The sequence below is a fragment of the Thalassospira sp. UBA1131 genome (assembly GCF_002311515.1).
In the GTDB taxonomy this organism is placed as follows: domain Bacteria; phylum Pseudomonadota; class Alphaproteobacteria; order Rhodospirillales; family Thalassospiraceae; genus Thalassospira.
In genome coordinates this window covers 1-5,986 of the sequence record NZ_DCAO01000128.1, presented here as the reverse complement: position 1 = coordinate 5,986, position 5,986 = coordinate 1, and the positions used below count along the sequence as shown (strand labels likewise).

Sequence of the window (5,986 nt, the reverse complement as noted above, 5' to 3'; positions counted from 1 at the left end):
AACAGGGCCCCCCCCCCTCCCCCCCCCCCCGGGAAGGATTTTGCTTGGGGCCGCCTTCCCCGCCCCCTGCATTGCAGGGGCCGGTTCCTTATGGCGATGCGCATGTGTGTCCCATTTCACAAACAAGTTATTCAACCCAAAGTTTTTATGGGGTACTATCAGTACCTCAAAGCAAGCCTCACAGGTTTAAGCGCAACCCGGGTTTCGTGCGATGTGCCTTCATTGGATCCCCCGGAAATTCTCTTGCCGACATTGCTTGCGAAAGCGCGAAGGATAGGAGCAGATAATGAAGACGTTTCTGGTTGCGGCGGTGGCGGCGATTTCCCTGAATTTCACCTGGTCTCCAGCATCTGCGCAGGACGCGGAAAGGCCCAATATCCTTGTGATCTGGGGCGATGACATCGGCTGGCAGAACCTGTCTTCCTATGGGCTGGGCACCATGGGTTACACGACCCCCAATATTGACCGGATCGCCAAAGAAGGCATTCGGTTTACCGACCACTATGCACAACCGAGCTGCACGGCCGGGCGTGCGGCCTTTATCACCGGGCAATATCCGATCCGGTCCGGCATGACGACGGTCGGCCAGCCGGGCGCGGTGCTTGGCCTGCAAAAGGAAAGCCCGACACTGGCGGAGCTTCTGAAAGAAGAGGGTTATCGCACCGGGCAGTTCGGCAAGAACCATCTGGGTGACCGCAACGAACATCTGCCGACCGTTCACGGTTTTGACGAGTTCTTTGGCAATCTTTATCACCTCAACACGCAGGAAGAAGCCGAGCAACGCGATTATCAACGCTTTGCCGAGCAGTTTGCCGGATCGCTTGAGGAATATGACGCGCGCTTTGGCACCCGTGGGGTGTTACACAGCTTTGCCACCGAAGAAGACAATGGCACGGTCGATCCGCGCTTTGGCCGGGTCGGCAAACAGATCATTCAGGATACCGGTCCACTCACCCAGGAACGGATGAAGGATTTTGACGGGGCGGAAATCATCCCGGCCGCGATCAATTTCATGACGGCTGCCAAGGACGCCAATGAGCCGTTCTTTGTCTGGCTTAATACCAGCCGTATGCACCTTTACACGCGCCTGAATGACCAGTGGCGTTACGCAGCCGAGGAATATACATCCGAGGCCGATTATCACGGCAGCGGCATGTTGCAGCATGATCATGATATCGGCGGTGTGCTTGATTGGCTTGATGCGCAGGGTTTGGCTGAAAACACCATCGTCTGGTATTCGACCGATAATGGGCCTGAGCATGCATCCTGGCCGCATGGCGCGACCACCCCGTTCCGGGGCGAGAAAATGACCACCTATGAAGGCGGGGTACGTGTGCCTTCCATGATCCGCTGGCCGGGACATCTGCCCGAAGCCAAAACCCTGAACGGCATTCAGGGCCATCAGGACATGTTTACCTCCCTGGCGGTTGCGGCTGGCATCGAAGACCCTGCCGAGCGCGTGATGGAAGAAAAAAATCAGTATATTGATGGGGTGAACAACCTGCCGTACTGGCAGGGTGAAACGGACCAGTCGGCGCGCGATCATATCTTCTATTACTTCGAAAGCCAGTTGACGGCTGTGCGTCTCGGGCCGTGGAAAATGCACTTCGCGCTCAAGGAAGATTACTACGACAACATGACGCCGCGGAACTTCCCGATGATGTTCAATCTGCGGATGGATCCGTTTGAAAGCTACAGCAGCATTGATTCCTATGGTCATCTTGCACAGAAGGTCTCATGGCTCATGCAGCCGGTCAGTGTGCTGATTAACCAACATCTCCAGACGCTTGGTGAATATCCCCCTGTGCAGGGCGGGGCCTCGTTTGACATGTCGAACATGGTGCAGGAATTCCTTGCCAAGGGACGCCAATAGGATGACGGGACTGACGGTCTTTGGGAGATACATTTTTCGGGGCAATCTCCCGATCCTGTCTTTGGCGGTTGCAGGCCTTTTGGGTGTACCCGCCGCCCTTGCGGCAGACCTGCCTGAGTTTGTCGAACTATCGGGCGGAACCTTCCTGATGGGGGAAGACCGCATTTATCGGGAAGAAACTGAAATCCATCAGGTGACGGTTTCTCCCTTTGCGATCAGTCGAACCGAAATCACCAATGCGCAGTTTCGCGAATTTGTCGAAGAAACCGGATATGTGACGTCCGTTGAAAAGCCGCTTGATCCGGCGGACTATCCCGGTGTGCCCGAAGAACTGCTTCAACCCGGATCGATGGTTTTTGCCCAACCCGCAGGTGCTGTGGATATGGGGGATATCGGAAACTGGTGGCGGTATGTCGCTGGGGCAAACTGGCAACATCCAACCGGACCCGAAAGCAACATCGATGGCCTTGATGATCATCCGGTAACACAGGTGTCCATCGAAGATGCGCGTGCCTATGCCAAATGGGTAGGTGGCAGGCTTGCGACCGAAGCCGAATGGGAATTCGCCGCGCGCGGTGGCTTGTCGCGCAAGGCCTATGTCTGGGGGGATAGTTATGATCCGGCCCAAGGCTGGAAAGCCAATAGCTGGCAAGGCCAGTTCCCGACGGACGATCTGGCCGATGACGGTTATCACGCAACGGCACCTGTCGGGCAATTTCCGGCAAATGGGTATGGTCTTTACGACATGGCCGGAAATGTCTGGGAACATGTCAATGATTGGTGGGTGCCCGGCCATCCCGCCAGTGCCCAGACGGACCCAAGCGGCCCGCCTATGAAGCTTGCCGTACGTTTTGCCAGCAGTGCCACCGGCCCGATGACCGTTGTTAAAGGCGGTTCATGGTTATGTGCGCCAAATTTCTGCCTCCGCTATCGTCCGGCGGCCCGACAACCGGCCGAGGGGCATATCGGTTCCAACCATATCGGATTTCGCATCGTCAGGGATATCCAATGATCCTCCCTTTCGCCTGACGGCGGTTTGGCTGTCAGGAAATGTTGTTTGATCTGTGCATCGGTTGTCGCCGCGAAATGCGCCCCATCAACTGAGAAAGGAACAGACCATGCCTTTCGTAAGGTTTTTAAAATTTTGCGTCCGCCAGCGGGTCCTTGCCGGTGCGGTCGGGGGTGCCATCATGTTGATGCAGCTCCCGGCGTTCGCACAAAGTGACAATTCCGATCTTGCCAAACAGTTGGCCAATCCGGTGGCCAATCTGATCAGCGTCCCGTTCCAGGGCAATTATGACAGCGGGTATGGATCGGCAGATGGGGAAAAATACCTGATCAATGTGCAACCGGTCATGCCGATGCGTCTGAATGATGACTGGAACCTGATTTCGCGCACCATTTTGCCGTTGGTGCATCAGAACGATATCAATGGCAATAGTGGCACCGATACCGGTATTGGCGATACGGTTCAAAGCTTCTTCTTCTCGCCGGTTGAGCCCACCGAAAGCGGCCTGATCTGGGGTGTTGGTCCGGCACTGTTACTGCCAACCGCCAGTGAAAGCAGTCTTGGTGTCGATCAATGGGGCGCTGGTCCGACGGCGGTCGGTTTGTTTGCCGATGGCCCATGGACCTATGGCATGTTGACCAATCATATCTGGGGCGCGGACGAAGGGTCTGCTGCCTCGGCGACAAACGCCAGTTTTTTCCAGCCGTTTATCAATTACACCACGCCGAATGCATGGACTTTCGCGCTGAATACCGAAAGCACCTATAACTGGACGGCCGAACAATGGTCGGTGCCGGTCAATGGCATCGTTTCCAAGTTGACCAGCATCGGCGATCAGAAAATCAGTGTCGGGGCGGGTGTACGTTATTGGGTCGATAGTCCGGATGCGGGGCCCGATGGGTGGGGCGCGCGACTGATTTTGACATTCCTGTTTCCGAAATAACCGGTGGATATCAAGACAGCTTTGGGACCGCTTTGAACAGCATCAATGCTGTGGGGAAATAGTCGGATCAAACCGACAGGTGCTGCGCGTGCAACTTGGATACCATTATGGGGGGGCTGATATGGGACGGTCAGTTGTTGGCCAGTTTGCTGGTCATTGGGCGATTGCGGGTGTTGGGGCGTTATTTGCAACGGCGTCGCTGTCGGAGGCGCGGGCGGCCAATTGCGCTGCAGATGGTGGCCTGATTTTTGTCGGGAAAACAGCCGATAATTCCAATTCAGTGTGGCTGTCAGGGACCAGTTCAGGGGCGTTTCGCCTTGATGCACAAGGGGCAACCAAGGATAGCTGGAGCCAGGCGCGGCGCGGTTTGCATCTTACATTGTCGGATGTTGTATCGACCGGCAATGGCGGCACGCACCATCTTTATGACAATAGCGGTGGGGGCTGTTTGCTTGATAGCCAGAACCAGAAAGGCGGGGTGAACCTGCCGCCGATTGGACGATTATTCCCTGATTTTCTGACACCCGAGGTGCCGACGGTTGTTGATCCGCCCGTTGCGATCAAGCCCCCGATCGGGATTTTGCCGCCCCAAACAATCACACCGGAAATCCCCATCGCCGTGATCCCGCCAATCGGTATCCTGCCGCCGACTGGCATCACGCCCGAGGTTCCGATTGCCGTCAAACCGCCTATCGGCATTCTGCCACCCGATCTGATTACACCGGAACTCCCGATTGGTGTCACGCCGCCCATTGGCACCTTGCCGCCAACCGGGATCACGCCGGAACTTCCAATCGGCACAAAACCGCCGATCGGGGTGCTGCCCCCGGAGCCGATCACGCCGGAGCGCCCGATTGGTGTAACGCCCCCGATCGGCACCTTGCCGCCAACCGGGATTACCCCGGAACTTCCAATCGGCACGAAACCACCCATCGGGGTGCTGCCACCGGAACCAATTACGCCAGAGGTTCCAGCCATCACCCCGCCATCGCCAAACGTGCCCGAAACAGTTGCCAATGCGCAGCTTTCCAAGCGCCCTGACGCATATCTTGCGGACAGTACCTGTGCGATCCTTGAGGGGAATGGATATCTTTATCTCGATGAAAGCGGGGCGATCTTTACCGCGCCCTGCACCTTGGTCCGTCAGGGCGGGTATGAGGGGATCACGGTTGCATCCTTGCTTGAACAGTCGGACGTGCCATTGACCCCGGGGCGCGATTTCATTCGTGAACCCTTGTGGAACTTCTGGTCGGAGACGCGCGGGTTTTATGCCGAGGATCGTCGCCATAATCTTGATACCGAAGGTTACAGCGGCTCGTTCCTGTTCGGGGTTGATCGCGAAATTGCCGAGGATACGGTTGCCGGTATTTCCGCATCATTTGAAACCAGCGGGTCTGATGGATATGACGGCGGGCTGGAAACTGCGGCCTATGGCTTTTCGGTCGGGCCGTATTTTGCCCATCGGTTGTCGCCACAATGGGCGGTGCAGGGATCGCTTGGCTATATGTTGTTGCAAAACGATCTTGAGGTTGTCGTTCTTGAAGGGAATTACTTTTCCCATCAACTTTCCGCCGCGGCCGCGATCAACGGGCAGTATCGTTATGAAGAATGGTTCTTGCGCCCGCGCCTTGGCCTTTCCTATGCCGAAACCTTTGTCGAAGACTATGATCTGAGCGGTACGATCAACACCATACCGGTGACGGTCAATATCGGCTCGGATCATTTTGGCTATGGTTCGGCGGAACTGTCAGGCGAGGCCAGCCGGTATGTCGATCTGGGTGACGATCTTCTTGGGATGCCCTATGGCGAGCTTGGGCTGCATATCGCACTCGATCGCCCCAATGACGGCAAGATCCTGTCAGGTGATCTGCGACTTGAAGACACATCGCCCGTGACCGGCACCATCCGCGGCGGGATGCGGTTTTTCTATGAGGACCGGATCGCCTTTGACGTCGGGGCCGGGTATCTCAGTATCGGGCAGAACGGGCTTGATATCTGGGAGGCAAAGGCACGGGTATCCTTTGCCTTTTGACGGCGACAAAAAATGCCCGCCACCCGGGATAGGGTGACGGGCACCGGATCAACTTGATAGTGCGCGCGGATGCAATATCAGTTGGCAATCATCGCGGCCGGTTTTGGCGTGTCCGTGCTGCTGACCGGC

At 56.6% G+C, this 5,986-nt stretch carries 4 protein-coding genes; all 4 read left to right on the top strand.

The window, feature by feature from the left end:
• The first annotated feature begins 286 nt into the window (after positions 1–286).
• The 4 genes from B3Z49_RS21040 (at position 287) to B3Z49_RS21025 (ending at position 5,857) form a co-directional block, all read left to right on the top strand.
• Complete coding sequence (locus B3Z49_RS21040) at positions 287–1,873, top strand: arylsulfatase (protein ID WP_296994576.1); 1,587 nt, start codon at positions 287–289, stop codon at positions 1,871–1,873.
• 1 nt (position 1,874) lies between these two features.
• The gene (locus tag B3Z49_RS21035) at positions 1,875–2,885 is read left to right on the top strand and encodes a formylglycine-generating enzyme family protein (RefSeq protein ID WP_296994573.1); all 1,011 of its coding nucleotides are present in this window, start codon (positions 1,875–1,877) and stop codon (positions 2,883–2,885) included.
• 178 nt (positions 2,886–3,063) lie between these two features.
• Positions 3,064–3,825: a transporter gene (locus tag B3Z49_RS21030; protein WP_296994570.1), complete on the top strand. Its 762-nt coding sequence runs from the start codon at positions 3,064–3,066 to the stop codon at positions 3,823–3,825.
• A gap of 121 nt (positions 3,826–3,946) precedes the next feature.
• Positions 3,947–5,857, top strand: a complete 1,911-nt coding sequence (locus B3Z49_RS21025; RefSeq protein WP_296994567.1) for an autotransporter outer membrane beta-barrel domain-containing protein — start codon at positions 3,947–3,949, stop codon at positions 5,855–5,857.
• The last annotated feature ends 129 nt before the right edge of the window (positions 5,858–5,986 follow it).